Consider the following 24,376-nt stretch of genomic DNA (forward strand, 5'->3'; position numbering starts at 1 on the left):
CTTTTATAATATAGGCGTTAGTAAACGTGAAATGGATTCTTTAAACTTTATCAAATTTGAACGATTTTGATATATTTCCATCGTAAGCTCTGTACAGTCTAAAATATCCTTCTCGAAAATTTCAGCAAGTTGATGAGAAATCGTACAATCATAAATAAAGGCATTCACTTCAAAGTTCAGGCTAAAGCTACGTACATCAATATTGGCAGTACCAACAGTTGAAGCTTCATCGTCAATAACAATTGTTTTTGCATGGATAAAGCCCTTTTCATAAATATAAACCTTAGCCCCTGCATTTAGTAATTGTCCAACATATGAATATGTAGCCCAATAAACAAACATATGATCTGGTTTATTTGGAATCATAATACGTACATCAATACCCGATAACGAGGCAATTTTAATGGCATCTAAAAAACTAACATCCGGGATAAAGTATGGTGTTTGAATATAAATATATTTTTTTGCCATATTGATAAGTTTTAAATAGCCAATTTTAATTTGCTCCCAGTCGGAGTCGGGTCCGCTTGAAACAATTTGTATGCCCGTATCACCTTTTTCAGGAATAGCAGGGAAATACCTATCCGAGTAGCCCATTTTTTGCTGTTCACATGCCTGGTTCCAATCCAGTAAAAAGCGTGTTTGTAATGGATGCACGGCACTACCTTCAATACGTAAATGCGTATCGCGCCAGTAGCCGAACTTTTGCTGTAGCCCGAGGTACTCGTCTCCAATATTAAAGCCGCCGATATAGCCGACACGACCATCAATCACAACAATCTTACGGTGGTTTCGGAAATTAAGACGTGGGTTAATAAGAGGGAAAATAGATGGGAAAAATACTTCAATTTCACCACCCACTGCAGTTAATTCTTTAAAATGACGCTTTTTTACATTACGTGAACCCATCTCATCATACAGAAAGCGTACTTTGACACCTTGCTTAGCTTTTTTAATTAGGGCATTAACGATGTGAGTACCCAAATCATCGAATCGGAAAATATAATACTGAATATGAATATGGTCTTTCGCCGCTTCAATATCTTTTAGCAATGCTTCGAATTTATTGGCACCATCATCGAAAATTGTAACGCGATTATCTTGTGTTAGCACAGCGTTATTTGTTTTTAAGTGCATGTAAATTAAATCTTTATAGTTTTCAGCGTTGTTGATACGAAACTCAAAAGTATCTTTTAGTAATGCTTCTTTTTGATAATTAATAAGATTGTCAATCCCGATATCCTTGCGTCCATCCCAGCGGAAAAGATGCTTTTTGCGTAATTTTCGTCCGAGCAATAAGTATAAAAAGAATCCAACTACGGGGATGAAAAATAATACAAGTATCCATGCCCAAGTAGAAGAAGGGTCTTTACGCTCTAAAAAGATAACTGTCATGGCTAATAAAATATTGGCCACTAAAGTCAAAGGTACGAGAAAACTTAATTCTGTGAAATAGCTCATTTTTTAACCTGCCTTTAACTTAATTCAGTAGAAGTCTCGCACTTCTATAAATTGTGAGATGAATACGGATTTTGAATTGCACAAGCACAATTCGAAATCCTAGTGCCATGTTTTTCAGCGCTACAGCGACAGGTATAATTCGCTGAGCCTAAATTAATACTATTTCCTCATGCATTTAGTATAGCCTACTTCCTGTGATGAAAGAAAGGAGATAGGCTAACGGAGTCTCAAAAGAAAAAGGAATACCCCAAAGTTATATTTGGATATTCCTCAAAACTACTATTCAAAACGTAAAGATTTTTTTGAATTTTTATAAATGAAGATTAGCACAATGGATACAACTGCAATGGCAGCTGAAATGTAATAACCAAGATTTGATTCTACAGTGAATAACCATGTGAAAAATAGTGGGCCAAGAATACGTCCTAAGTTATCCATTGAGTAAGAAAGACCAGCGGCTGTACCATATTGTCCACCAGATTCCTTAGACGAAAGTGATACCACACATGTTCTTGCAAGGGCGTTACCTGCAGTAAACACACAAAGTGCAAGGCCGGCGAAGAATAAGTTAGATGTTAAGGTAAATAAAATCATTCCAATGGCTGTGGTAATTTGTGCACCGATGAGCCAGCTTGTTTCAGTACCGTTTTTAATGCGACGTACGACACCACCTTGAATTGCTGCGTCAACAAAGCCACTGAACATAAATAAGTAACCGATTTGAAGTGGTGTAATATGAATACGATCGATTTGGAATAGTTGGAATGTTGCTTCCACACCTGCAAGCATAAATGTAACTAAGAATGAGAACATAAATAAATAACGGACACGATATTGTAGCATTGTGCCAGCACCCCTTGGCACGATGGCGCGTTTATTTGCTTCTTTATGTTTCTCGGGTTCTTTTAATACTAGACTTGCATAGATAAATAGAAGTGCAATTAGAGATGCAGAGGCGATAAATGGTAATTGAAGGCTATAATGTCCGAGCACACCGCCAATCGCCGGTCCGAAGATGAAGCCAAGACCAATGGACATCCCCATAAAACCCATGTATTTATTTCGGTCTTCCTCACTCGACATATCCCCGATAAAGCCAGTAACAGCTGTATATAGTGCACCTGAAAATAGACCCCCGACAACACGTGATACATAAAGAATCGCTAAATTATCGATAAATAAAGAGAAAATGATGAAGCTTAGGCAAAAGCCAACTAGTCCTGTTAAGATGAGCTGTTTTCGCCCAACTTTGTCTGATAACATACCCCAAAGTGGAGCCGTGAAAAAGCTTGCAAGTGAGTACACGGTCAGTAAGCCACCGACATGCATTTCATCCCAGCCCTTTTGTACAATTACTTCGGGCAATACGGGAATAATAATCCCGAAGCCTAAATAAACAAGAAATTGTACAGACATTAATAATAAAATTGCTTTTTTCATTTTGTTCCCTGCTTTCCTAAAACGATATTCAGTATATATATTCTACATCTGTTGGTAATTGCATGACAAGAAAAGGGGTAGTAGGAATGTGTGTCCAATCCGTAAAAAGGGGGTAGGGTAAAGAATAAGAGAGAAAGTACTCTTACATTTTCGCTCTTTGTAGTCGCAATGAATTTAACACAACTGATATGGAACTAAAATCCATGGGAGCACTCTTTACCGGTGGTGCAAGTAAACCAACAACTGCAATGTAGCTTCACGTTGTCCAATAATTGCTGCAAACATGACGGATTTACCGAGTACCTATTGTTCAGAAATAATTTTTTATCCGAATGAGAATAAAGATGGCGTGTTCTGTAAATAACTAAGCTGTACAGATTGGGAATTTATTTCCCTACGACAGCAGCTCCAATATCAAGACCCGCTATTGCTTGGAAATGTTCAACAGAGAGCAGGGCATCTTGCCCTTCACAGTAAATCGTAATGGCAGTCTAGAGAATCTTTTAGCAAGGGTTCAGGACGATGACTTTTTTGGCAGTCACTTAATTTGTATCATTTGACATATAACTTTTTAGGTTATCCATAGTATATAATTTTATATACCAATTAGGGGTATGAGAATTTTTGTATTAGAGCAAATTGAAAATTACGTGGTTTGTGAAAAATCGAACACTGTAACAAAATTGAAAAATTTAAAAGGTGAGTAAAGGTGTATGATAAGTATGGACATACATGTCAGACATCTTACGCACGAAAAAATGAAACTTTTTGATAATTAAAACGTTATATAAATTCGAGGAAAGATTGAGGTGGGACGTATGACGAAGGAAGTAGATTTGAAAAAAGTTGTTTCGAATTTATCGAAGTTGGGTGTGACAGCTACTATAACAAAGTCTCGTTTGGAGCTATTAAAGGTACTTACACCTCCAACGCAAACACCGCAAGTTCAAGCTTAACTCGCTAACAAATGTAAAAATGGGTAGTCTCGATTTTCTGAGACTACCCATTTTTAATAGAAATAAAAAATGAACTTTTCGCTTCTGTTTTAGCGCTTTTCTTAATCGTCTTCATCATTTGTAGTAAACATATACGTACGATAGTGGAAGCGCATGCTAAAGACAAGACCGATTGCCAGTGCGTTCCCCATAAGAGAACTCCCCCCGTAGCTAATGAACGGAAGTGGGATACCTGTTATTGGTAGTAATTGGATGGTCATGCCGATATTCTCAAATACGTGGAATGTAATCATCGCAATTATCCCTGCACATACATATGTTGAAAATGGGTCTTTCAATAAAAGCGTTGTTTTCGTTAAATGATAAATTAATAAGAAGTAAATACAAATAACGATACTAGCGCCAATAAAGCCCCATTCTTCACCAATTACTGTGAAGATGAAATCGGTATGGTTTTCGGCAACATAAACTTCTCGTTCACGGAACCCCTTACCGAAAATTTCCCCTGAACCGATGGCATTCAAGGAGGTAATTAAATGATAGCCGTCGCTTGAAGAGTATGAATAGGGATCAAGCCATGAATAGATACGAGCAAATTGATAAGACTTAAAGCCGAATGTTTTCTCTAAGAAATCCTGCATATAGAGAGCCATCCATAATAGTGTACCACCAGCTAATACGCCGCCTCCGAAAATTGGTAAAATAATTTTCCAAGAAACGCCTGCAACTATAATCAGTGCCGCTGTAATGGCAAGGAATACAAGAGACGAGCCAAGGTCAGGCTGTTGCATAATTAAACCTAGTGGTACGATAAGTGTCACAGCAATTTTACCTAGCAAAATAAAATCGGATTTAATAGATTTTAAAGAATAGACCTCATGGTGCTTACTAATAAGTCGTGCAAGTGCTAAAATGTAAAATGTTTTCATAAACTCAGAAGGCTGTATATTCCCAAGTGGAGTATGATACCAGCTCTTGGCGCCATTTACCTTTTCACCAATTTGACCTTGTCCTTCAGGCATGAAGATGAGGAGTACTAATAGCAAAATACCGCCTGCATACATGTACCAAGCCATTTTTTTGTATTGATCGGGCTCGAAAAACATGACAATACTGATTATTACAGCACCAATCACGTACCATTGCAGTTGCTTTGGCACGAAGTTAGTGCCGTATTGACCAGATGTTTGCGCCGATGCAATAGCAAGTAAACTAATCACTAGAAATGTACAGAGTATGATAGCGAGCGTCCAGTCGAAACGGTTCGAGAAATTTCGTTTATTTTCCATAAAATCCACCTAATAAATAGTTTTGTAAATAGATATAATGAGAGTATTTAAACCACTAACAGTATAACGCAAAAAATGTTTTTCTGCTTGTGTATAATGTTGTGACGACTTTGCATATAAAATGTTTCAAAAAAATACATTTTAGTCTTATAATGAATTGAAGAATGGGGTGATGGGTGTGGCAAAGAAATTGAAGTCAGCTGAAGATTTTATGTACCATATTTATGTTCATATGAATGATGTCGATAAATTTGTCATTTTTAGTGGGTTAAAACTCACACAATTCGCGGCTTCTATGGAACCGCTGCATCACTTACTTTTACTAAAACATTCCTATGAAGATGGTGCATTTAATATGCACACGCAATTAGATTATGTACCAGATGAGGAAGTTACACATTTCGTGAAAAAATCAGCAGAATCAAAAGAACTATGTTGGGTTGATTTTATGGATGAACGAAAGTTAAATCAGCTTACCCCTGTGGAGCAGGCAGAATTGCTTTACATAAGCCATAAAAAAGAACCGATTACATCGCCATTTTTTAATAAATTACAAAATCGATTTATTTACTATTCTTCTGATATTGAAAAGATGACGAAGATTTATTTCCGTCATTTAAGTGACTCTGATTTACTTGTAGCGAATGTTTTTAACGCTTTAATACAGGAAAAGGAACGAAGTATCGGTTTTTGGCGTCGTAAGGTGAAATCTAATATTCCTTCTCTTACACCCGAAATTTTACGTGCATATCGATCCTTTGCTAAAGAGGGCGCATTATTATCTTTATATAGAATAGAAAAACCAAAATCGACATATGGCATTGAAATTCGTAACTTGTCAGATTATTCTTTCCCAGATGAGGTTTGGGACGATTTAAATACAATTTTGAAAAACGAACACGATGAATTGATTCATATTATTTAACCGTATTTAGTCGGTGGTATAAACGCTGACTAAATACGGTTAGAGCTTCCGGCCAGGACATTCAAATAAGTCGAGGCGAATTGGATAAATTATTCATATCTCACCGTCAAATTTGCGGTGAGATTTTTATGTCATTTATTAAAGTGTTTCGTGATAAACTAATAGTACTCAAGAAGTATGTGGAGGGCACAAAAATGAAAAAAAGAATCGGCTTATTATACGGCGGAAAGTCAGCGGAGCATGAGGTGTCATTGTCGACGGCGTGTGCAGTCACTGGAGCTTTGAATTTCGAGGAGTATGAAGTATATCCGATTTTCATTACACTTGACGGAGAGTGGCGTTGTGGTGAACGTCTAGAAAAACCCGCAAGCACAATTGAAGAATTGCAATTTGGTGATGATGCCATTATTTTAGAGAACAATATTACAAAATTTTTAGTGAATGAAAGCGGAGAAGCAGTGAAGTTTGATGTTATTTTTCCGTTATTACATGGAACAAATGGCGAAGATGGAACAGTACAAGGTTTGTTAGAAGTATTGAATTTACCGTATGTAGGAAATGGTGTACTTGCATCATCTGCCGGGATGGATAAAGTCATTATGAAGCAATTATTTGAAATTGCAGGCTTACCGCAAGTGCCATATACGTACTTCATTCGTAGCGAATGGGTAAAAGAACAAGAGGCCATTTTAACGCGCTGCGAAGAAAAGCTGGCGTGGCCAATGTTTGTTAAACCAGCAAACTTAGGATCAAGTGTTGGGATTAGTAAAGCAACAAATCGAGAAGAACTGAAAAAAGCAATTGAAGTAGCACTTCAATTTGATCGTAAAATCATTGTGGAGCAAGGTGTTGTGGCACGTGAAATCGAACTAGGCGTATTAGGTAACGACTTCCCAGAAGTTTCAGTACCTGGTGAGATTAAACCAATGACGGAGTTTTATGACTACGATTCGAAATATAAAGACGGTTCGACTGCACTTATTATTCCTGCTGAGCTACCGACTGAGGTAGTAGCAAGTTTAAAAGAACAAGCAAAACGAGCATTTAAAATTTTAGATGGTAGTGGTTTAGTGCGTGCAGATTTCTTTGTAACTGCGGACAATGACATTTACATCAATGAAGTGAATACAATGCCAGGCTTTACTCCTGTTAGCATGTATCCATTGCTTTGGCAGCACACGGATGTAAGTTATCCAGAACTGATTAATCGTTTAATTGCACTAGCTATTGAGCGTCATGAAGAAAAACAACAGCTTCACTATAAAAAAGACTGAGTGGGATTATTGTGAAAAAGACATTACAGCAATTAGCAACATGGTTGAATGATGAAGTGCAAGCATTTGGTGACACTGTTGTAACGGGTATATCGATTGATACACGTAGTATTCAACAAGGTGATTTATTCGTTCCGTTTCGTGGTGAACAAGCAAATGGACATAAATTTGTGCTCCAGGCTTTCGAAAAAGGAGCGGGTGCTTCTCTTTGGCAAAAAGACGAACCGAATCCACCAGTAGGAGTACCGTTATTATTTGTGGATGACCCAGAGGTAGCTTTACAACAAATGGCTAGAGCTTATCGTAGCGAGCATAAAGCGAAGTTTGTGGGTATCACAGGGTCAAATGGTAAAACATCTACAAAGGATATTTTAGCAGGCACACTTGCACCGTTTTTCAAGGTGCAAAAAACAATTGGCAATTTTAACAATCAGCTAGGCTTACCCATTACGATGCTACAGCTTGATGAAGACACAGAGGTAGCGATACTTGAAATGGGCATGAGTGGTTTTGGAGAAATTGAATTTTTAACAAAGATCGCTCGTCCACATATAACCGTTATTACGAATATTGGGGAAGCGCATATGCAGGACTTGGGCTCCCGTGTGGGTATTGCGAAGGCGAAATTTGAAATAATTCAAGGCATGCAAGAAGACGGTATACTTTTCTATGATGGCGATGAACCTCTTTTAAAGGAGCTTGTTGCGCAAGAGATAAACTTGAATGCACAATCTTTTGGCCTAGAGTCAGGCAACTTACTATATGCTGAAAATATTGAAGCAACAGCAGAAGGAAGTAGCTTTAAGACATATGGTGCGATTGAAGGTGATTTCTTCATTTCTGTGCTAGGCGAGCATCAGGTGAAAAATACACTGAGTGCAATGCTTATTGCACAAAAACTTGGCCTGAGCGACGAGCAAATCCGTGAATCTTTAAAGCATGTGGTATTAACGGATATGCGTATGCAACGAGTGATAGGTACAAATGGTGCATTGTTTATTAATGATGCGTATAATGCAGCTCCAACATCTGTCAAAGCGGCCATTCAGTTTATTGCTTCGTCAACGATACGCCCAGAAAAATGGTTAGTGCTTGGTGACATGCTTGAACTTGGACTTGAAGAAAAAAGCTTCCATGAAGGCTTAGCGCAAGAAATTCATACAAACCAAATTTCTTTTGTGTGTTTGTATGGTCCGCGAATGGGTTATTTGTATGAAGAGTTAAAAAAACGTTTTGATGATGATCATTTATTACACACAAAAGATGATTACAAACCGATTATCGAAAAATTACAACAAGCCAATAATGAGTCCCTTGTTTTACTAAAGGGCTCACGTGGTATGAAATTAGAAACGATTTTAAAGCAATTTACATTATAATCGAAAATAACGAGGTGCTAGTTGCAAAAACTAGCACTTTTTTTCTAGAGGTGCAGCATATGTCAACAGGTGTGTTGTGTATACATGGCTTTTCAGGTGGTCCTTATGAAGTTGAGCCTTTTGTAAATTATTTACGTGAACAAACGGATTGGCAAATTACTGTGCCGACTTTATCTGGGCACGGGGAAGAACTACATTTACGTGGCTTTACCGCTAAACACTGGCTGATGGATGCGGAAATAGCATATCGAGCATTGGCAAAAAAAGTTGACGAGGTTATAGTCGTTGGCTTTTCAATGGGCGGCATTATCGCACTTTATTTAGCGAAGCGGTATAAGGTGAAAAACCTTGTACTACTTAGTGCTGCGGCAAAATATGTGAACCCAACGCAACTTGCCAAGGATATAAAAATGTTAGCGAGTGAGGCGTATCAACGCAATCTTCACAAAAATGAGTTGTTTTTACGGTATCAGCATAAGTTTAATAATGTACCACTTTCGGCAACGGTGGAATTTATGAAGCTTGTACAAACAGTAGCTCCGTATTATAAAGATATCCGAAATCCCATTTATATTGTACAGGGAAAACTAGATGGCATTGTGCCTTATCATACAGCGCAATTTTTGTATGATCAGCTAGGGTCACAAGATAAGTATCTATATTTTTCAGACAATGGAAAGCATCACATCTGCTTTTGTGAGGACTGTGAGGATTGGTTTTCGCAAGTTTTGCAGTTTTTACAAGGGCCTTAAATAGTCAGATTATTACAACTCATGCGTTATCGTTGCATACATACGATTACCATGATAAACTGGTGTAAGCAATGGATACATTTTGTGCGAAGACTCTTCAGCATTTGGGAAGAGTACTTTTTTTTGAACATAACGGTTTTATTCTAAGTGAATAATTACGATAGAATTAAACCGCTCGGTAAAGACCGGGCTTTCCTTTTCATATAAGAGAGCTCTACACGCTACATCCACGTAGAGAGAATTTTTAAGTAACGGAAACGTTCCACAACACAGGCTCGAATTTGCCGACAACTTCATCTGAAAATGTAACCATTTGTCAACTTAAAAGGAAAAAGGAGATTGAGAAGTTTGACAAATTTTTCAGAATTAAATATTAGCGAATCTTCATTACGTTCACTAAAACGTATGGGATTTGAAGAAGCAACACCAATACAAGAAGGTACTATTAAGTTTGCAATGGACGGCCGCGACGTTTTAGGTCAAGCACAAACTGGTACTGGTAAAACTGCAGCGTTCGGTATTCCTCTTATTGAGAAAATTGATCCTAAAAACCCTGCAATCCAAGGCTTAATCATCGCTCCAACTCGTGAGTTAGCGATTCAAGTTTCAGAAGAACTTTATAAATTAGGTTACGATAAACGTGTTAAATTATTATCAGTTTACGGTGGTCAAGAAATTGGTCGTCAAATCCGTGCACTGAAAAATAAACCACAAATTATTGTTGGTACACCAGGTCGTATTTTAGACCATATTAACCGTCGTACGCTTAAATTAGATGAAGTTCAAACACTTATTCTAGACGAAGCAGATGAAATGCTAAACATGGGCTTCATCGATGACATCAACTCAATTTTAGAAAGCGTGCCATCTAGCCGTCAAACATTACTGTTCTCAGCTACTATGCCACCAGCTATTCGTAAAATTGCTGAAACTTTCATGAATAACCCTGAAGTAGTTAAAATCCAAGCAAAAGAAATGACAGTTGAAAACATCGAGCAGTTCTTCGTGAAAGCGACTGAACGTGAGAAGTTTGACGCATTATCTCGTTTATTAGATGTTCAAAAACCGGAGCTTGCGATTATCTTTGGTCGTACAAAACGCCGCGTTGATGAATTATCACAAGCGCTAAGCGTACGTGGTTACATTGCAGAAGGTATTCATGGTGATTTAAGTCAAGCGAAACGTATTTCAGTTTTACGCCAATTTAAAGAGGGTAAAATTGATATTTTAATTGCTACTGACGTTGCTGCTCGTGGTCTTGATATTTCAGGTGTAACACATGTTTACAACTTTGATATTCCACAAGATCCTGAATCTTACGTTCACCGTATCGGCCGTACTGGTCGTGCTGGTAAATCAGGTACAGCAATTACTTTCGTAACACCACGTGAAATGGGTTACCTACGTATCGTAGAAGAAACTACAAAAAAACGTATGACACCACTTCAGCCGCCGACATCTGACGAAGCATTAGTTGGTCAGCAACGTCTATCGGTTGAAAAGCTTGTAGGTATCATTGAAGCTAATGAATTAAATGATTATCGTGCACTTGCTGCAGAATTACTTGAAAACCGTGATGCAGTTGATGTAGTGGCTGCTGCACTTCGTTCAATGACGAAAGAGCCAAGTGATTCACCAGTATCAATTACTGAAGAACGCCCATTACCAATGCGTCGTGAACGCTCTGGTGGCGGTGGCCGCGGTGGAGATCGTGGAGGCCGTGGAGGTCGTAGCTTTAGTAGTGGAGGTCGCGGTGGAGACCGTGGAGGCCGTAGTGGAGATCGTCGTACTGGCGGTGGAGACCGTGGAGGCCGTCGTGATGGCGGTGCTCGTCGTGACGGAGGTCGCCGTGAGGGTGGACAAGGTCAAGGACAAAGCCAAGGTCAAAGTCAAGGTCAAGGACAAGGTCGCTCACGTGCACCTCGTCGTCGTGAAGACTAATTATAAAATTTTTCTCAAAACCTTACAGTCAATCAGGACTGTAAGGTTTTTTTATAGTTTGAAGATGAAACTATAAGGTAATTGCTTACGTATACTTAAATGAGAAAAGGGGGAGACAAACTTGAGAGCAGAACCAATCTATCAAATTTCCCGTAAAGGGCTAACGGTGTGGCACTTATATGGTGTTTTTCAGACGTTGTTAGCAGCAATTATTGCAGGGGTAGCTTGTTATGGGACTTATTATTTCGAATGGCCAATATTTATTTATTATATTGCAGGAGGCATTGTTGTACTGAGTTCTATTTTTTTGATTTATTTATTTCCGAAAATCCGGTGGGATCATTGGCGTTATGAAGTACGCGAGCATGAAATTGAAATACAGCACGGTTTATTTGTAGTGAAGCGTACACTAATTCCGATGGTACGTGTACAACATGTGGATACGACACAGGGTCCAATTTTGAAAAAATATGATTTAGGTAATATTTCTATTTCGACTGCGGCGACAGTACATACAATTCCAGCGCTTGTGATGGATGAAGCGGATGCATTACGGGCACGTATTTCAGAATTAGCAAGGGTGGCGGAAGACGATGTCTAAAAAAATTAATCGTCTACATCCTATATCTGCTGTCATTACGAGTGTCAAAGCGTTAAAAAGTATGATTTTGCCGGTTGCTATTATTATTATAACTAACGGCTTCAATTTCTCGTTTGATATTCATAGTGAACATTTTTTTGAAACAGTTTTGTTATTTGGTGTATGGGGTGGCGCAGTGGTTCTAGCACTTATTGGCGGTGTGGTTAAGTGGCGGACGTTTGTGTATTGGTTTGAGGACGGGGAATTGCGTGTAAGATACGGACTATTTGTAAAAAAGAAACGTTATATACCGTTCGAACGTATTCAAAGCTTGAATTATCATGAGGGGATTTTGCACCGCTTATTTGGCCTGGTCAAAGTACAAGTGGAAACAGCAGGAAGTAAGAATGGCAAGCCGGAAGCTGAGTTAACTGCGATTCGTAAAGCGGAAGCAGATGCTATTGAACTTGCAATGCAACATGCAAAAATACAGGAGGTTGATCTAAATAACCCAGAAGATGTAATTACACCAGCTGTGGAAACGAAAGCTCCAGTTATTTATCGTATGTCGGTACGTGATTTAATCGTACTAGCAACTACTTCAGGCGGAATTGGGGTCGTGTTATCGGGACTTGTGGCAATTCTCTCCCAATTTTCAGATATTATCCCATATGAAACTTTGTTTCACGAATTAGAGGATTTCGTGAGAATCGGTACATTTATAGTGGCATTAACCGTGATGCTTGTACTAATTGTTGCTTGGTTAATGTCTGTGGTGATTACACTTGTGAATTATTATGAGTACACTGTGCGTATAGAAGAAGAGAAACTTATCATTACAAAAGGATTATTAGAAAAAAAACGTATAACATTACCGCTAAATCGTATACAAGGTATTCGTATCGTCGAAAATCCGCTTCGACAACTGACTGGTTTTGCGACAGTTGTTGTTGAAAGTGCGGGTGGTAATGGTGAAAATGGAGCGGATAAGAAAATTGCGCTATTTCCGCTTATAAAAAAGAAAGATTGCGTTCAATCTTTAGCGGGACTTTTCCCAGAGATGAATTGGGAACCTATTTTAATTCGCTCGCCAAAACGAGCAAGACCATTTTTCTATCGTATTGATTTTGTATGGCTAGCACCAGTAATTGGTGCATGTATTTACTTCTTTTATCCGTACGGTTTGTTGGCGTTACTATTATTTCCATTACTGATTTTGTTAGGTATATGGCAACATAAGACAGTGGGATATAGGCTAGATGATAAGCAACTAACAATGCAGTACCGCATTTTCAGCCGTATTACATTTTTTATGGATAAAAAGCGTATTCAGTCACTTCAAAGTAGCCAAACTTTTTTCCAAAAAAGAAAAAGTGTTATGTCAGTGAAGGCTACTGTGATGTCGGGAGTGACAGGGACTGCAGGGACTGTTTCAAGTATAGAGCATCAGGACGTGGAAAAGATTTTTACATGGTATGAACATTAAAATAAGAGCTAATCTTCATGTGAAATTATGGAGATTAGTTTTTTTATCTATAAATTTACAAAAATGATGTTTATAATAGAATAAATTGGACGAAAAGGGGTGGTAATTGTGTTTAAGTATGATATTAGTGAAAATACTTATTTAAAATTATTGGATTTAAATGATGCCGAAGAGTTATTTGCACTGACAGATCGTTCAAGAGATATGCTGCGGGAGTGGTTGCTATTTGTAGACAATGTAAAAACGGTAAAGGATACAGAACGATTTATCCAAGATGCCATGCAGCAGTATGCAGATAACAATGGCCTACAGGCTGGTATTTATTATGAGGGGAAGCTTGCTGGGGTTATTGGTTACCACCAAATAAATAAAGAGCATAATTGGACAAGTATTGGCTATTGGTTAGGGAGTGATTTTGTTGGTAAAGGGCTTGTAACAAACTCTATGAGAGCCTTTATCGACTATGCTTTCAATTATTTAAAGGTTCATCGTATTGAGGTTCGTGTTGCGGTCGGTAATATACGTAGTCGTACGATTCCCAAAATACTTGGTTTTAATGAGGAAGGACGACTGAGAGAAGCTGAATGGCTTCATGACCACCATGTAGATCAAGTTGTTTATGGCTTAACTGCTACTGAATGGAGAAAGATTAAAGCCTCATCCGAAGAAAAAGTTACTTTATAATAATGAAAAACGAGTGTAGACCATGACGTCAAACACTCGTTTCCTCGGTTTTATTTACCTGCCATCATTTTCTTGCGCCAACTTATAATTCTTTTTGGATGTAAGTAGACAAGACCAAGTAAGAATCCAGTCACTAAACCACCTAAATGTGCATAAATATTTACATTGGATTGTAAAAACGTCATAATCACACTTATTACGATAATCGGCAAAATAAGCTTGCGTAACATGGGCATTGTATGTCGGGTATAGTATACGAGTGCTCCGAAAGCTCCGAAAATACCGAAAATAGCACCACTTGCACCAAGGCTCGCATAGCTACTATCATTAAATAAGTAAGTAGCCACATTACCAACGATACCAGAGATTAGATAAATCGTAGCGAAACGCGCTTTACCTGCTATTTTTTCAAGTTCTGGCCCAAATAGATATAACGAAAACATATTAAAGAGCACATGCATAAAGCCTGCATGTAAAAACATTGCTGAGAAAATTCGCCACCATTCACCGGTTAGGACGAAGTAATTCACCTGTATACCGTAATTCCGAATGATGGTTCCAATTCCAGGTATCAAGGTTAATACATAAATAATAAGATTAGCAGCAATTAATGTTGAAACGACAGGATAATACTTTGTGTATTGTTTAAAATTTTCTGTTCTACTAAACATAGCTCCACCTCAATTTACAAATATTATACATGGCTTTGAGGAAATAAGAAAAGAGGAAGCTCGCATGATTAAAGGAATTGGTCTCGATATTATTGAAATCGAGCGCGTTGCAAAAGCAATGGCACGTACAGATAAATTTAAAAATCGAATATTATCTGAAAGAGAAATAGCGTTGTTTACAAGCTATTCAACTTCACGAAAAGTAGAGTTTTTAGCTGGACGTTTTGCTGCAAAAGAAGCATTTTCAAAAGCATTAGGTACTGGTATTGGTGCTTCGTGTAAACTACATGATATTGAAATTTTACGAGGCGAAGCGGGTAATCCAGTTTTATATTTCAAAGGAGAACTAGTGAATGGTTTTGTCAGTATTACACATGCAAAACAATATGCAGCTGCTCAAGTAATATTAATGTTGTAACAAAATATATAACCCCTCTGCTGAAAAGACATAACTAACAAATATGGTTCATATATTGTCGTAGTGGATTTGAAGAAGAAAGGGTGAAAACTTGGGCAACCGTTATGTTACTTGGCTCGTCTTAATTTGCATGATATTACTTTTGTCGGCGTGTGGTTCAGCCTCACAAGAAAAGGTTTTGAAAAAAGCTAGTGGGAAGTGGACAGACACAAATGGTTATGAATTAGAAGCTACGATGGAAATTAAAGCAGGTGGAGAACCTAGATTGTATGATGTGAACGTTTGGCATACGAAACCTGATTTTTATCGAGTTGAGGTAGTTGAAGATGGGAAAGACGTTTCACAAATGATCGTTCGTAATGCGGATGGCGTCTTTGTTGTAACGCCGACGTTGAACAAAATGTATAAATTCCAAAGTGATTGGCCGAAAAAAAATAGCCAGGCCTATTTAATAGGTGCACTTGCAGAAGATTTAACAAAAGATAAAAATTTAGTCATGCGTGAAGAGGACAAAGCATATATATTTGAAGCGGCTACTAGAAATAGCTATAAAAATAGTATGCCCCATCAGCAAATTACAGTAGATAAGAAAACGATGCTTCCTACATCAGTAGTAATCATGAATGACGTCAAGGAAGAACAAATTCGTATTACATTCAAAAAGATTAAGCTAGGCGTGCAACACGCAGAGAAAGAATATGCTGTAGATCAATTTACAGAGACAGATGAGACAAAAGGTGAACAAGCTGCTCCTAAAGAAGAGGACAAAGAGGCAGTCGGTGCAGAAGTAGAATACGAGGAATTCCAAACAAGTTACCCATCCGTGAAATGGGAGAATACGAAACTTGTGGATGACAAAGTGATTCGTGAAGGTGATATGGAGCGTGTTGTTCTAACGTATGAAGGCGATAAGGCGTTTACAGTTATGCAACAACCTGCTACAAAGGGTACTTCGATGTTGCCAGTATCATCTCCAGGAGATCCAGTAGACTTAGGCTTTACAATTGGTGCAATTACAGATACATCTATTAGTTGGGAGAAAGATGGTGTTGCATTTTTTGTAGCATCAAGTAAATTAACACGTGAAGAAATGATTGAAGTCGCAAGCTCTATGTTGATAAGTAGTATGAAGTGATTTTTTCTAGATACAGTTTTCTTTAGCTAGAAAGCTGTATCTAGTTAAGCAAAATAGTACATTTTACGTGAAATACATTGTATATTTATAAAAAGAGAAAAAATAGAGTACGTAAAACGATACATATGGTTTAATTATAAATAAAGAGGGTATTATAATGAAGATAAAGCAGTACTTTAGACCAACAAAAGCGATTATAGACTTACAAGCCATCAAACAAAATGTAATAAATTTAAAAAAGCATCTACAACCAAATGTACAAATTATTGCAGTTGTAAAGGCCAATGCATATGGACATGGTGATTTAGCAGTTGCGGATGCTGCACTTAAAGCTGGGGCTACAATGTTAGCTGTAGCTACACCCGATGAAGCATTACATATTCGAGCACATTTTAGCGAGCCAGATATTTTGGTATTAGGTAGTTCACCAGTATCCTTTGCTCCGTATGCGGCACAGCAACGTATTACACTCACGGTATTCTCTAGTGAGTGGGTGAACGAAGCTGATGAATATGTGACAAATGAAGAAAACTTTTTACGCCTACATATTAAAGTAGATAGTGGAATGGGTAGACTCGGTGTACGTACGGAAGAAGAGTTATTGAATCTTTATCATGGGATTCATGCAGCAAAGAATTTTCAACTCGATGGGATTTTCACTCATTTTGCAACAGCAGATGACGAGGATAACGAGTACTTTGAAAGCCAAGCACAATTTTTTGAGCGATTCGTTTCATTATTACCTGAAAAGCCACGTCTTGTGCACGCGTCAAATACAGCATCTTCATTAATAAAGGATGAGCGTCTGCAATTTGATGCAGTACGATATGGTATTTCAATGTATGGATTGTCTCCATCTCCATATGTCAAAGGGCTTTTACCATTTGCGTTGAGTCCTGCATTTTCGTTAGAGAGCGAGCTCGTACATGTGAAACAACTAAAGGCAGGAGAGTCAGTTGGCTATGGTGCAACGTTTGTAGCACCGACAGATATGTGGGTAGGCACTATACCTATAGGATATGCTGATGGTGTAATTCGTAAACTTGGTGGACAAGAAGTCCTAATAGACGGACAAAGAATGCCGCTAATTGGACGAATTTGTATGGATCAATGTATGGTTGCCTTACCTAAAACATATGCTATAGGTGAGAGGGTAACTTTACTTGGTCGACAAGAGCAAGCGGAAATTTCGGTGGATGAATGGGCAAATAAGCTACAAACCATCAACTATGAAGTGCCATGCATTATTACAGCAAGAGTACCTCGAATTTATATCTAAATAGTAGCGCACTAAACAAATCGACATGATTTTTATAAATCTTACTCTAAATTGTCAGAAATTTCGTGTTTTCGAGTCTTTTCAACACTATCTTTCAATGTTAGAATGAGAAGTAACTAAAAGCGGATCGTTTTGTTGGAGGTGCTTGCTATGTACAAGAAAAAATTTGAGGAACATACAATTGCTGTTCAAGGCCTATTACTTTTACAAACAAAGGAAGTAATAGAGGAAGAATTATTTATGCGTGTTTCATCACGCATCAATTTAAGGCGAGAGCAACCAAATCAAATACGGGAAGCTATGAAGAAAGGGTATGTTGAAATGTCTTCTATAAATCTGTCTATAGCAAGTGAATGCTTGCATGCAGAATATGAAGCGCAACATACAGTGGAGCGTCTCGTTAGCGGGGGATGACACTTTGAATGTAAAACGTGGTGACGTTTTTTTTGCAGATTTATCACCTGTGGTCGGTTCTGAGCAGGGTGGTACAAGACCTGTATTAATTATTCAAAATGATATTGGCAATAGATTTAGTCCAACTGTCATCATTGCAGCGATTACTGCACAAATTCAAAAAGCAAAGCTACCGACGCACGTCGAAATCAATGCTGAAAAGTATGGTTTCGAACGAGATTCGGTTATTTTGCTCGAACAAGTGCGTACAATTGATAAGTCCAGACTGACAGATCGAATAACGCAGCTGGACAGTGCATTGATGGAGAAGGTAGATGGAGCTCTAATGATTAGCTTAGGACTCGTGAAATTTTAAATATACATATGTACATGTACATAGCACATCGGGATTAGTTCTAATTCCGGTGTTTTTTTTATTTATACCTATTACGAAATATGTAATTTTAGAATTTGAAATAGCGACATGTAGCTTTAAAATAAAGCTACATGTCGCTAAATATATTAAAAAGTTACAAATATACCTGATTCTAAATTAGAGAACCATTAATTTATGGAGAGAGTTATCAGAGCTAAGATATTGTAAATAATCATGTGCTTACAATAAAACAGTAGTACCTTCATTTGATTTTACAGTTGTAATTATAAAAAATAAAAAAGAGGTTTATAATTAGTTATAAACGGGGAAAGAAAATATAGAGATGAATAGATAAATAAAGTGGAGGTGGCTTTCATGGATGTAGTTATATATTTTAAAGAAGAGGATACAAAGCTCTGTGGTTATGTAGAAGGAGAAATCGATACATTTACAGCTTCTGTATTACGTGAAGAGTTGGAGGCAGTAAAGATTAGGGAGGGTTTGGAAATTTATTTGGATTTATCGAAAGTACATTATATGGATAGTACAGGATTAGGAGTTTTTGTTGCTTTTTATAAGAGAGCGTTACGTGAAAAGGGTAAAGTGAAATTAACTGGCTTATCAAAACGTTTACAGAGATTATTTGTAATCACAGGACTAAGCGAACTAATGGATATAGAAACTGATGAAAAGGTGGAATTAAGTAATGAAGGAATTTGATTACATTGAAATAAGAGTTCCTGCAAAGCCGCAATTTGTCAGTGTAATTCGATTAACAGTTTCAGGACTAGCTAATCGTCTTGGTTTTGACTACGATGAAATTGAAGATTTGAAAATTGCGGCTAGTGAGGCCGTTACTAATGTTGTTCATCATGCTTATAAAGAAAATGATGATGGTGAGATTGTCATTGGTTGTGCGTTATATAACGAGAAAATTGAAATTATGGTTGCTGATTACGGCAACAGCTTTAATTTTGAAGAGATTAAATCAAAAATTGGGCCGTATCATCAAGAAGAAAGTATTGAAGGTCTTCGTGAAGGTGGTTTAGGACTTTATTTAATGGAAACTTTAATGGATGAGGTGATGATTAATAACGATGGTGGAGTAACGGTCTTCATGACAAAGTATGTCGCAAGAGAGCAGGTGAGGTGAAATGTCGAAAGAATCACTACCGAATGCTGCTAAAGAGGACATTCTGCAATGGATTGCTAGTTATCAAGCAACTAAAGATGATACAGCACAAACAAATTTAGTGGTTCATTATCGATATTTAGTTGAATCTATTGCTAGAAAATATGCTAGAGGTAAATCTAATTATGATGACATTGTTCAAGTGGGTATGCTTGGATTACTAGGAGCCATTAGACGTTTTGACCCTGAATTTGGCCGAAGCTTTGAAGCCTTTGCTGTGCCAACAATAGTTGGGGAAATTAAACGCTTTTTACGTGATAAAACATGGGATGTTCATGTTCCAAGACGTATTAAAGAACTAGGGCCACGCATTAAGGCATCTGTGGAAGCCCTGACCATTGAACTTCAGCGCTCACCAACGATTGAGGATATTGCGAATCGATTAGAAGTGAGGGAAGAAGAAGTGTTAGAAGCAATGGAAATAGGACGTAGTTATCAGGCGTTGTCGATGGATCATTCCATAGAGTCAGACTCTGATGGTAGTGCGATAACGTTTTCGGATGTTATTGGGAAAGTAGATGGTGGCTTCGAATTGACCAATAAAAGAATGATTGTTGCTGAAGCCATTGAGATTTTAAATGAACGAGAAAAACAAGTTATTCAGCTTACATATATTGAACAACTCAGTCAAAAAGAAGCTGGTGAACGATTGGGTATATCTCAAATGCATGTATCTCGTATACAAAGAAAGGCGATTAAAAAATTACAAGTAGCCTTATCAGTAAATGAAGGTGTTTCCCTATAGTACACCAAAAAACCCCACTAATTATTAGAGAAATATATGTGTTGTAAGTCTATCCTTAGTGGGTAGGCTATTTTTTTGTACGTTAAATGAAATGTTTTCAAATTAGAGTGGTAAAATAAATAGAAAAAGGTAGTGATGATGTTGGAACAAAAACAAATGCTGCAGTTAATCGCTAAGGATGTGACTGTCAAACCAGGACAAGCAGAGGCAGTCATTAAATTATTGGATGAAGGGAACACGGTTCCTTTTATTGCACGTTATCGAAAAGAAGCAACGGGTTCACTCGATGAAGTACAAATTAAAGCTGTAGAAGATCGCTATCACTACATACAACAGTTGGAACAACGTAAAGAAGAGGTTATTCGTCTTATTAGTGAGCAGGAAAAATTAACACCTGAATTAGAAAAAGCGATTCAGGTATCGACAGTATTACAACGAGTGGAGGATTTATACCGTCCATTCAAGCAAAAACGTCGAACAAAAGCGACGATTGCAAAGGAAAAAGAACTTGAGCCGTTAGCAGATATTCTATTAGAGTATCGTAACGAGTCGTTAGAAACCCTTGCAACGAATTTTATAAATCTTGATAAAGGTGTAGAGACAGTAGAGGATGCACTTGCGGGAGCGCGTGATATTTTAGCAGAGCGTTTTGCTGATGATGCTGGAGTGCGCGAAAAAATACGTACATTCTCTTGGAAAGAGGGCATACTGGCAACGAGTGGAAAAAATGTAGAGGCAGATGAGAAAAACGTTTTCGAAATGTACTATGAATACGAAGAGCCGGTGAGTCGTATAGTGCCGCACCGTATTTTAGCTATCAACCGCGGGGAGAAAGAAGAAATATTAAAGGTAGCCATACATGTACCGATTGACCGTATACTAATGATGATGTGGAAAGAATGGATTCCGGCAACTGGTTCGTCACCTAGCATTGCAGAGGTGAAGCTAGCAATTGAGGATTCTTACAAGCGTTTAATCCAGCCATCGATTGAACGCGAGCTTCGTAATGAATTAACAGAAAAAGCAGAAGCACAAGCGATTCATATTTTCTCGGAAAACCTACGAAGTCTTCTATTACAACCACCTATGAAGGGGAAGTACGTATTAGGTGTTGACCCGGCCTATCGAACAGGATGTAAATTAGCGGTAGTCGATGAGACAGGGAAAATGCTAGAGATAGCCGTGATTTATCCTCATCCACCAAAGCCGGACGTGGCAAAATCGAAAGCGACTGTGAAAGCTATTTTAGAGAAATATCCAATTAGCATTATTGCAATTGGTAATGGTACAGCCTCACGCGAAACAGAGCAGTTCATTGCAGACGTATTAAATGATGTGAAAAACGATGTAGCATACGTTATTGTTAATGAAGCGGGTGCATCCGTTTATTCGGCATCGGATGTAGCACGTGCAGAGTTTCCAGATTTACAAGTGGAACAGCGTAGTGCTGTATCGATTGCACGTCGCTTGCAAGATCCACTATCAGAGCTTGTGAAAATTGAGCCAAAAGCAGTCGGTGTCGGCCAATATCAGCACGACGTTTCGCAAAAGAAATTAACAGAGTCGCTAACCTTTATTGTAGAAACAGCAGTAAACCAAGTAGGAGTTGATGTAAACACAGCTTCATCTTCGTTATTACAATACGTTTCGGGTCTATCTAAGACGGTTGCTGAAAACATCGTAAAAGTACGTGAAGAAAACGGGCAATTTACAACACGTGCCCAGCTAAAAAAAATCCCACGCCTTGGGGCAAAAACGTATGAGCAAGCAATTGGCTTTTTACGTGTACCTGAAGCGAAGAATCCATTCGATTCAACAGGTATTCACCCGGAAAGTTACAGCTTAGCCGAGCAGATTTTAGAAGCGGCAAATGTAACGAAAAAGGAGCTTGGCACGAAAAAGGCGGAGGAAGCAATCGCTATGTTGGATATTCAATCTTTAAGTGATGCTTTGGGCGTCGGTATCGTGACAATTCAAGATCTCGTGGATACATTGATGAAGCCAAGTCGTGATCCGCGTGATGCTTTCCCGCAGCCACTATTGAAAACAGACGTTTTGAAAATGGAAGACTTAAAAGTTGGTATGGAACTTCAAGGAACTGTACGTAATGTTGTTGATTTTGGAGCATTCGTTGATATTGGCGTGAAACAAGATGGGCTTGTGCATATTTCAAAACTATCAAAACGTCGTATTAAGCACCCACTAGAAGTTGTGGCACTTGGTGATATCGTTACTGTTTGGGTAGAGCAAATCGAGGTTAGCAAGGGCCGTATCTCATTAACAATGCTACCACCAAAAGATCAAATAATTGAAAAGTAATAATTTTTGCCACACTGTCTATACTAGGCAGTGTGGTATTCTTGTTGTTAGAGGTGATATATATGAACGACGAGGAGCTGCAAAAGTTAGTAAGTCGTATTTCATTAGAAAGTTTTCATAAACCATTTTTACATCAAGCATATTTTAATTCTAGACTGCGTTCAACAGGTGGTCGCTATTTATTGAAATCACATCATATAGAAATTAATCCTAAGGCTTTTGAAATGTATGGCATAGAGGAAGTAGAAGGAATTGTACGACACGAGTTATGTCATTACCACCTTCATATAGAAGGAAAAGGCTATCAACACCGTGATAAAGATTTTCGTGATCTATTAAGAGAAGTGAATGCACCGCGTTTTTGTTCAACACTACAAGTTCCTAAAGTTAGAAACAAAAAGCAACGTCTACTTTATACATATACATGCGTAAAATGTCAGCAATTATATGTCAGAAAAATTAGACTTAACATCAAGAAATACTGTTGTAGCAAGTGTTTAGGTGCCTTGGAATTAGTGGAATGAAAAAAAAACGAGAAAAAGGTTGACGTTTGGTGTAGCTGTCCCTATAATAGTAAAAGTCGACAAGATAACGACGACAAAAACAAATTGAATTATTCCGAAGTAGCTCAGTTGGTAGTAGCACCTGACTGTTAATCAGGTTGTCGCAGGTTCGAGTCCTGCCTTCGGCGCCATGTCCCCTTGGTCGAGCGGTTAAGACACCGCCCTTTCACGGCGGTAACACGGGTTCGAATCCCGTAGGGGTCATTTTTTTAAAAAAATAAATTATTAGGTCCCGTGGTGTAGCGGTTAACATGCCTGCCTGTCACGCAGGAGATCGCCGGTTCGATCCCGGTCGGGACCGCCATTTATTGGGGTATAGCCAAGCGGTAAGGCAACGGATTTTGATTCCGTCATGCCCTGGTTCGAATCCAGGTACCCCAGCCATTCTTTCTTATTTTGAGCCATTAGCTCAGTTGGTAGAGCATCTGACTTTTAATCAGAGGGTCGAAGGTTCGAGTCCTTCATGGCTCATCTCTTTATAAGGAAAAGCTGTTGACATTTTGAATTATCATAGTATAATGAGAACGTTCTTAATTGAATGCGGTCGTGGCGGAATGGCAGACGCGCTAGGTTGAGGGCCTAGTGGGGGAAACCCTGTGGAGGTTCAAGTCCTCTCGGCCGCACCAAGTCACTTAACTAACATATGCGCCCGTAGCTCANTCTTTATAAGGAAAAGCTGTTGACATTTTGAATTATCATAGTATAATGAGAACGTTCTTAATTGAATGCGGTCGTGGCGGAATGGCAGACGCGCTAGGTTGAGGGCCTAGTGGGGGAAACCCTGTGGAGGTTCAAGTCCTCTCGGCCGCACCAAGTCACTTAACTAACATATGCGCCCGTAGCTCAATTGGATAGAGCGTCTGACTACGGATCAGAAGGTTGTGGGTTCGACTCCTGCCGGGCGCGCCATATTTTATTAAAACTGAAAATATTATATTTTTTTTGCGGGTGTAGTTTAATGGTAAAACCTCAGCCTTCCAAGCTGATGTCGTGAGTTCGATTCTCATCACCCGCTCCAAAAAAACTTTTTAAAAAAAGATATTGACATTTCACTTCGTACAGGTTACGATATGAGAGTCGCTGAAATAAAGCGACAACATGAACCTTGAAAACTGAAC

At 38.4% G+C, this 24,376-nt stretch carries 23 protein-coding genes and 8 tRNA genes; 27 read left to right on the forward strand and 4 right to left on the reverse strand.

The genetic code is table 11. The features are described 5' to 3' along the window. Positions 1-3: 3 nt before the first annotated feature. Positions 4-1,461: a cardiolipin synthase gene (cls, locus tag AEA09_RS16050; protein WP_053584971.1), complete on the reverse strand. Its 1,458-nt coding sequence runs from the start codon at positions 1,459-1,461 to the stop codon at positions 4-6. A 279-nt stretch (positions 1,462-1,740) separates the two neighbouring features. Beyond that, the gene (locus AEA09_RS16055) at positions 1,741-2,901 is read right to left on the reverse strand and encodes an MFS transporter (protein WP_053584972.1); all 1,161 of its coding nucleotides are present in this window, start codon (positions 2,899-2,901) and stop codon (positions 1,741-1,743) included. A gap of 818 nt (positions 2,902-3,719) precedes the next feature. Here AEA09_RS16055 and AEA09_RS20125 point away from each other — a divergent pair. Beyond that, positions 3,720-3,857, forward strand: coding sequence for an Lmo0850 family protein (locus AEA09_RS20125; protein WP_169778085.1), 138 nt, complete (start codon positions 3,720-3,722; stop codon positions 3,855-3,857). Positions 3,858-3,958: 101 nt separating this feature from the next. On the opposite strand, the gene AEA09_RS16060 is transcribed toward AEA09_RS20125, so the two are convergent. After that, the gene (locus tag AEA09_RS16060) at positions 3,959-5,146 is read right to left on the reverse strand and encodes an FtsW/RodA/SpoVE family cell cycle protein (protein WP_053584973.1); all 1,188 of its coding nucleotides are present in this window, start codon (positions 5,144-5,146) and stop codon (positions 3,959-3,961) included. A gap of 172 nt (positions 5,147-5,318) precedes the next feature. On the opposite strand from AEA09_RS16060, the gene AEA09_RS16065 reads away from it, so the two are divergent. The 8 genes from AEA09_RS16065 (at position 5,319) to AEA09_RS16100 (ending at position 14,167) form a co-directional block, all read left to right on the forward strand. After that, complete coding sequence (locus AEA09_RS16065; protein ID WP_082332703.1) at positions 5,319-6,071, forward strand: hypothetical protein; 753 nt, start codon at positions 5,319-5,321, stop codon at positions 6,069-6,071. Positions 6,072-6,265: 194 nt separating this feature from the next. Beyond that, entirely contained in the window at positions 6,266-7,345 is a 1,080-nt protein-coding gene (locus AEA09_RS16070) for a D-alanine--D-alanine ligase (protein ID WP_053584974.1), read from the forward strand. A gap of 11 nt (positions 7,346-7,356) precedes the next feature. Further along, the gene (locus AEA09_RS16075; RefSeq protein WP_053584975.1) at positions 7,357-8,724 is read left to right on the forward strand and encodes a UDP-N-acetylmuramoyl-tripeptide--D-alanyl-D-alanine ligase; all 1,368 of its coding nucleotides are present in this window, start codon (positions 7,357-7,359) and stop codon (positions 8,722-8,724) included. A 59-nt stretch (positions 8,725-8,783) separates the two neighbouring features. Continuing rightward, a complete protein-coding gene (locus AEA09_RS16080; protein ID WP_053584976.1) occupies positions 8,784-9,476 on the forward strand; it encodes an alpha/beta hydrolase in 693 nt (230 codons plus the stop codon). A 348-nt stretch (positions 9,477-9,824) separates the two neighbouring features. Beyond that, positions 9,825-11,417, forward strand: coding sequence for a degradosome RNA helicase CshA (gene cshA, locus AEA09_RS16085; RefSeq protein WP_053584977.1), 1,593 nt, complete (start codon positions 9,825-9,827; stop codon positions 11,415-11,417). A 121-nt stretch (positions 11,418-11,538) separates the two neighbouring features. After that, positions 11,539-12,018 carry a PH domain-containing protein gene (locus AEA09_RS16090; protein WP_053584978.1) on the forward strand — a complete coding sequence of 160 codons (480 nt, stop codon included), beginning with the start codon at positions 11,539-11,541 and terminating at the stop codon, positions 12,016-12,018. After that, on the forward strand, positions 12,011-13,483 hold the full coding sequence (locus AEA09_RS16095) for a PH domain-containing protein (RefSeq protein ID WP_053584979.1): 1,473 nt from the start codon (positions 12,011-12,013) through the stop codon (positions 13,481-13,483). Before AEA09_RS16090 ends, AEA09_RS16095 begins: the two co-directional genes overlap by 8 nt. Before the next feature lie 108 nt (positions 13,484-13,591). Continuing rightward, entirely contained in the window at positions 13,592-14,167 is a 576-nt protein-coding gene (locus tag AEA09_RS16100; RefSeq protein WP_053584980.1) for a GNAT family N-acetyltransferase, read from the forward strand. A 50-nt stretch (positions 14,168-14,217) separates the two neighbouring features. On the opposite strand, the gene AEA09_RS16105 is transcribed toward AEA09_RS16100, so the two are convergent. Further along, entirely contained in the window at positions 14,218-14,838 is a 621-nt protein-coding gene (locus AEA09_RS16105; protein ID WP_053584981.1) for a rhomboid family intramembrane serine protease, read from the reverse strand. A 64-nt stretch (positions 14,839-14,902) separates the two neighbouring features. Here AEA09_RS16105 and acpS point away from each other — a divergent pair, with 64 nt between their 5' ends. The 18 genes from acpS (at position 14,903) to AEA09_RS16200 (ending at position 24,276) form a co-directional block, all read left to right on the forward strand. Beyond that, positions 14,903-15,256 (forward strand): holo-ACP synthase, encoded by a 354-nt coding sequence (acpS, locus tag AEA09_RS16110; protein WP_053585005.1) that lies wholly within the window; start codon positions 14,903-14,905, stop codon positions 15,254-15,256. A gap of 91 nt (positions 15,257-15,347) precedes the next feature. Then, a complete protein-coding gene (locus tag AEA09_RS16115; RefSeq protein ID WP_053584982.1) occupies positions 15,348-16,391 on the forward strand; it encodes a LolA family protein in 1,044 nt (347 codons plus the stop codon). A gap of 157 nt (positions 16,392-16,548) precedes the next feature. Then, positions 16,549-17,670: an alanine racemase gene (alr, locus tag AEA09_RS16120; RefSeq protein WP_053584983.1), complete on the forward strand. Its 1,122-nt coding sequence runs from the start codon at positions 16,549-16,551 to the stop codon at positions 17,668-17,670. Between the two features lie 150 nt (positions 17,671-17,820). After that, a complete protein-coding gene (locus AEA09_RS16125) occupies positions 17,821-18,084 on the forward strand; it encodes a hypothetical protein (RefSeq protein WP_053584984.1) in 264 nt (87 codons plus the stop codon). A 4-nt stretch (positions 18,085-18,088) separates the two neighbouring features. Further along, entirely contained in the window at positions 18,089-18,439 is a 351-nt protein-coding gene (locus AEA09_RS16130) for a type II toxin-antitoxin system PemK/MazF family toxin (protein WP_053584985.1), read from the forward strand. A gap of 375 nt (positions 18,440-18,814) precedes the next feature. Next, positions 18,815-19,159: an STAS domain-containing protein gene (locus AEA09_RS16135; RefSeq protein WP_053584986.1), complete on the forward strand. Its 345-nt coding sequence runs from the start codon at positions 18,815-18,817 to the stop codon at positions 19,157-19,159. Further along, on the forward strand, positions 19,146-19,592 hold the full coding sequence (gene rsbW, locus AEA09_RS16140) for an anti-sigma B factor RsbW (protein WP_053584987.1): 447 nt from the start codon (positions 19,146-19,148) through the stop codon (positions 19,590-19,592). The genes AEA09_RS16135 and rsbW overlap by 14 nt, the downstream gene beginning before the upstream one ends. 1 nt (position 19,593) lies before the next feature. Continuing rightward, complete coding sequence (gene sigB, locus AEA09_RS16145; protein ID WP_053584988.1) at positions 19,594-20,376, forward strand: RNA polymerase sigma factor SigB; 783 nt, start codon at positions 19,594-19,596, stop codon at positions 20,374-20,376. A 141-nt stretch (positions 20,377-20,517) separates the two neighbouring features. After that, on the forward strand, positions 20,518-22,695 hold the full coding sequence (locus AEA09_RS16150; protein WP_053584989.1) for a Tex family protein: 2,178 nt from the start codon (positions 20,518-20,520) through the stop codon (positions 22,693-22,695). Positions 22,696-22,757: 62 nt separating this feature from the next. Next, on the forward strand, positions 22,758-23,219 hold the full coding sequence (locus AEA09_RS16155) for a SprT family protein (protein WP_053584990.1): 462 nt from the start codon (positions 22,758-22,760) through the stop codon (positions 23,217-23,219). Positions 23,220-23,390: 171 nt separating this feature from the next. After that, positions 23,391-23,462, forward strand: a tRNA-Glu gene (locus tag AEA09_RS16165). Between the two features lie 24 nt (positions 23,463-23,486). Beyond that, positions 23,487-23,562: transfer RNA gene (locus AEA09_RS16170), tRNA-Asp, on the forward strand. A 5-nt stretch (positions 23,563-23,567) separates the two neighbouring features. Beyond that, a tRNA-Gln gene (locus AEA09_RS16175) sits at positions 23,568-23,642 on the forward strand. Between the two features lie 14 nt (positions 23,643-23,656). Next, positions 23,657-23,729: transfer RNA gene (locus AEA09_RS16180), tRNA-Lys, on the forward strand. Between the two features lie 69 nt (positions 23,730-23,798). Further along, a tRNA-Leu gene (locus AEA09_RS16185) sits at positions 23,799-23,884 on the forward strand. Positions 23,885-23,985: 101 nt separating this feature from the next. Further along, positions 23,986-24,071 (forward strand) — tRNA-Leu (locus AEA09_RS16190). 19 nt (positions 24,072-24,090) lie between these two features. Then, positions 24,091-24,167: transfer RNA gene (locus tag AEA09_RS16195), tRNA-Arg, on the forward strand. A 35-nt stretch (positions 24,168-24,202) separates the two neighbouring features. Beyond that, a tRNA-Gly gene (locus AEA09_RS16200) sits at positions 24,203-24,276 on the forward strand. The last annotated feature ends 100 nt before the right edge of the window (positions 24,277-24,376 follow it).

Origin of the sequence: Lysinibacillus contaminans (assembly GCF_001278945.1) — a bacterium.
Taxonomy (GTDB): Bacteria; Bacillota; Bacilli; order Bacillales_A; family Planococcaceae; genus Lysinibacillus; species Lysinibacillus contaminans.

Excerpts from the sequence above, each read along its gene's own strand:
- cls (WP_053584971.1), bottom strand. The coding sequence starts at position 1,461 with ATGAGCTATTTCACAGAATTAAGTTTTCTCGTACCTTTGACTTTAGTG.
- AEA09_RS16055 (WP_053584972.1), bottom strand. The coding sequence starts at position 2,901 with ATGAAAAAAGCAATTTTATTATTAATGTCTGTACAATTTCTTGTTTAT.
- AEA09_RS20125 (WP_169778085.1), top strand. The coding sequence starts at position 3,720 with ATGACGAAGGAAGTAGATTTGAAAAAAGTTGTTTCGAATTTATCGAAG.
- AEA09_RS16060 (WP_053584973.1), bottom strand. The coding sequence starts at position 5,146 with ATGGAAAATAAACGAAATTTCTCGAACCGTTTCGACTGGACGCTCGCT.
- AEA09_RS16065 (WP_082332703.1), top strand. The coding sequence starts at position 5,319 with ATGGGTGTGGCAAAGAAATTGAAGTCAGCTGAAGATTTTATGTACCAT.
- AEA09_RS16070 (WP_053584974.1), top strand. The coding sequence starts at position 6,266 with ATGAAAAAAAGAATCGGCTTATTATACGGCGGAAAGTCAGCGGAGCAT.
- AEA09_RS16080 (WP_053584976.1), top strand. The coding sequence starts at position 8,784 with ATGTCAACAGGTGTGTTGTGTATACATGGCTTTTCAGGTGGTCCTTAT.
- AEA09_RS16095 (WP_053584979.1), top strand. The coding sequence starts at position 12,011 with ATGTCTAAAAAAATTAATCGTCTACATCCTATATCTGCTGTCATTACG.
- AEA09_RS16105 (WP_053584981.1), bottom strand. The coding sequence starts at position 14,838 with ATGTTTAGTAGAACAGAAAATTTTAAACAATACACAAAGTATTATCCT.
- acpS (WP_053585005.1), top strand. The coding sequence starts at position 14,903 with ATGATTAAAGGAATTGGTCTCGATATTATTGAAATCGAGCGCGTTGCA.
- alr (WP_053584983.1), top strand. The coding sequence starts at position 16,549 with ATGAAGATAAAGCAGTACTTTAGACCAACAAAAGCGATTATAGACTTA.
- AEA09_RS16125 (WP_053584984.1), top strand. The coding sequence starts at position 17,821 with ATGTACAAGAAAAAATTTGAGGAACATACAATTGCTGTTCAAGGCCTA.
- AEA09_RS16135 (WP_053584986.1), top strand. The coding sequence starts at position 18,815 with ATGGATGTAGTTATATATTTTAAAGAAGAGGATACAAAGCTCTGTGGT.
- rsbW (WP_053584987.1), top strand. The coding sequence starts at position 19,146 with ATGAAGGAATTTGATTACATTGAAATAAGAGTTCCTGCAAAGCCGCAA.
- sigB (WP_053584988.1), top strand. The coding sequence starts at position 19,594 with ATGTCGAAAGAATCACTACCGAATGCTGCTAAAGAGGACATTCTGCAA.
- AEA09_RS16155 (WP_053584990.1), top strand. The coding sequence starts at position 22,758 with ATGAACGACGAGGAGCTGCAAAAGTTAGTAAGTCGTATTTCATTAGAA.